2 protein-coding genes are annotated in these 2783 nt (G+C 55.8%); both read right to left on the bottom strand.

Going from position 1 to position 2783, the window contains the following annotated elements; all coding sequences use genetic code 11:
* Positions 1-452: OmpH family outer membrane protein (locus ACIP66_RS26640; protein WP_400652085.1), on the bottom strand; the 452-nt coding region annotated here is incomplete at its 3' end.
* Between the two features lie 45 nt (positions 453-497).
* Positions 498-2783 (bottom strand): outer membrane protein assembly factor BamA (bamA, locus tag ACIP66_RS26635; RefSeq protein WP_400652083.1); only part of this gene is annotated, 2286 nt, incomplete at its 5' end.

Genomic DNA, 2783 nt, shown 5'->3' with positions numbered 1-2783 from the left:
GGTTTGACATCGATCACTGCGCCACGCTCGAACACCAGGTCAAACCCACCTTTCTTGATGACTTCTTCCACTGCGCCATCCAGCTTCGGCTTCAGTTGCTTGAGCATTTCGCGGTCAGCAACGGCTTTGGCTTCGTTCAGTTCTTTGGACTGGAACTGGAAGTCACGGGCCTTTTGCTTGAATTCAAGCTCCAGACGCTCGCGCTCACCCTGCTGCATTTTGTCGCCACCGGCCATCAGACGATCCTGGATGCCTTTGGCGCTGCTTTCCAGAGTCTTCAGTTTGGTCAGTTGCGGACCGAACTTCTTCTCGGCATCAACGGCGTACTTCTTGGCCGCGTCCGATTCCAGCAAAGCCATCTGATAGTTCAGAACAGCGATTTTCATGTCGGCGAAAGCCGGGCCTGCCACCAGTACGGAGGCCAGGAGAACCAATTGAGTCAACTTACGCACGATGCACTCCTACAAAATCCATTGTCGTTATCTTGGGTCAGACGCTTAGAACGTCTGGCCGAGGGAGAATTGGAACACTTGAGTTTCAGCGTCATCCGGTTTCTTGATCGGCATGGCCAACGCGAAGCTCAGAGGACCCAGTGCGGTGACCCAGGTCACGCCTACACCAACGGAACTCGCCATGTTGCTCAGGCTGATGTCGTTGCACTGCGTGCTGGAAGAAGAACCGGCTGCAGCGTTGGAAGTCTTGTCGCACTTGGAGTCGAATACGTTACCGACGTCCCAGAATACCGAGGTACGCAGGGAGCGCTGATCTTTAACAAACGGCAGCGGGAACAGAACTTCAACACCACCCTGGATCAACACGTTACCACCGAACGGCAGTGGATCCTGATCCGGGTCAGCGAGTGTGCCTGTGTTACCGGTTACCCCTTGGCCACGGCTCGGGGTACTGCGAGGACCAAGAGTACTGTCCTTGAAGCCACGAACCGAGTTGAAACCACCAGCATAGTAGTTTTCATAGAACGGCAAGCCGTCAGTCGAACCGTAACCGTCGCCATAACCCAATTCGGTGTGCAGACGCAGGGTGTAGTTTTCAGTGATCGGCTGGAACAACTGACCACGGTAATCGAGCTTGAAGAACGACAGGTCGCTGCCCGGAATCGTCGATTCCAGCGTCAGGCTCTGCGAACGACCACGGGTTGGCAAGACGCCTTTGTTCAAGGTCGATTCGGACCAACCGGCCGAAGCCTTGAAGTTCAGGTACTTGTCGCCTTCCTGGTTAACGAAGTCGAAAATCTCGTCAACGGTGTACTGACCGGTCTTGATCTCATCCTGTTGAACGGACAGACCGAAGGTCAGACGCGAAGTCTCGCTGATCGGGTAGCCGACGTTTACGCCAGCACCCAAGCTGTCTACCGCATAGCTTGCAACGTCGACATCGAGGTCATCGTAGTCAGTGGTGCGATAGAACGCGTTGTAACCCAGGCTCACGCCATCGGCGGTCCAGTACGGGTCAACGTAGCCGAAGTTGTAGCGGCTCTGGTATTCGCTTCGGGTCAGGCCGACGCTGACGCGGTTACCGGTACCGAGGAAGTTGTTCTGGGTGATCGAACCACCGAGGATCAGACCGGCGCTCTGCGCGAAACCGACGCTGGCGGTGATCGAACCGGAAGCCTGCTCTTCAACGCTGTAGTTCACGTCAACCTGGTCGTCGACACCTGGCACAGCCGGGGTTTCAACGTTGACTTCTTTAAAGAAGCCCAGACGCTCAAGACGGGTCTTGGATTGGTCGATCAGGTAGGTCGAAGCCCAGCCGCCTTCCATCTGACGCATTTCACGACGCAGCACTTCGTCTTCCGACTTGGTGTTGCCACGGAAGTTGATACGGTTAACGTAAGCACGCTTGCCCGGATCGACAGCAAACAGGATGTCGACAGTGTGGTCGTCATCGTGTGGCTGCGGAACACCGTTGACGTTGGCGAAGGTGTAACCCTCGTTACCCAGACGACGGGTGATCAGTTCGGAGGTGGTGGTCATCAGCTTGCGCGAGAACACCTGGCCCTTCTGCACCAGCAACAGCGATTTGACCTGGTCTTCAGGGACTTTCAGGTCACCGCTGAGTTTGACGTCACGAACGGTGTACTTCTCGCCTTCGGTGACGTTAACGGTGATGTAGACGTGTTTCTTGTCCGGGGTGATGGACACCTGGGTCGAAGCGATATCCATGTTGATATAGCCGCGGTCCAGGTAGTAGGAGCGCAGACGCTCCAGGTCACCGGAAAGCTTTTCACGGGCGTACTTGTCATCGTTCTTGAAGAACGACAGCCAGTTGGTGGTTTTCAGCTCGAACAGGTCGGTCAGGTCTTCCTCAGGGAAAACCGTGTTGCCAACGACGTTGATGTGCTGAATGGCCGCAACGGTACCTTCGTTGATCTTCACTTTCAGACCAACACGGTTACGTGGCTGCGAAACCACTTCGGTATCAACGGTGGCCGAGTAGCGACCCTGAGCAACGTACTGACGCTGCAGTTCGTTACGCACACCTTCGAGGGTGGCACGCTGGAAGATCTCGCCTTCGGACAGACCGGATTGCTTGAGGCCTTTCATCAAGTCTTCGGTGGAGATCGCCTTGTTGCCTTCGATCTCGATACTGGCGACCGACGGACGTTCAACGACCGTGATTACCAGTACGTTGCCTTCGCGGCCCAGCTGGATATCTTGAAAGAAACCGGTTTTGAACAACGCACGAGTGGATTCCACCAGGCGACGATCATCCGCCTGCTCGCCGACGTTCAACGGCAAGGCACCAAAGACACTACCCCCGGAGCC

The sequence above is a fragment of the Pseudomonas sp. NPDC088429 genome, assembly GCF_044753305.1.
GTDB lineage: Bacteria > Pseudomonadota > Gammaproteobacteria > Pseudomonadales > Pseudomonadaceae > Aquipseudomonas > Aquipseudomonas rustica.
The sequence above is the reverse complement of the archived record's forward strand: the minus strand, read 5'-3'. Positions and strand labels throughout refer to the sequence as shown.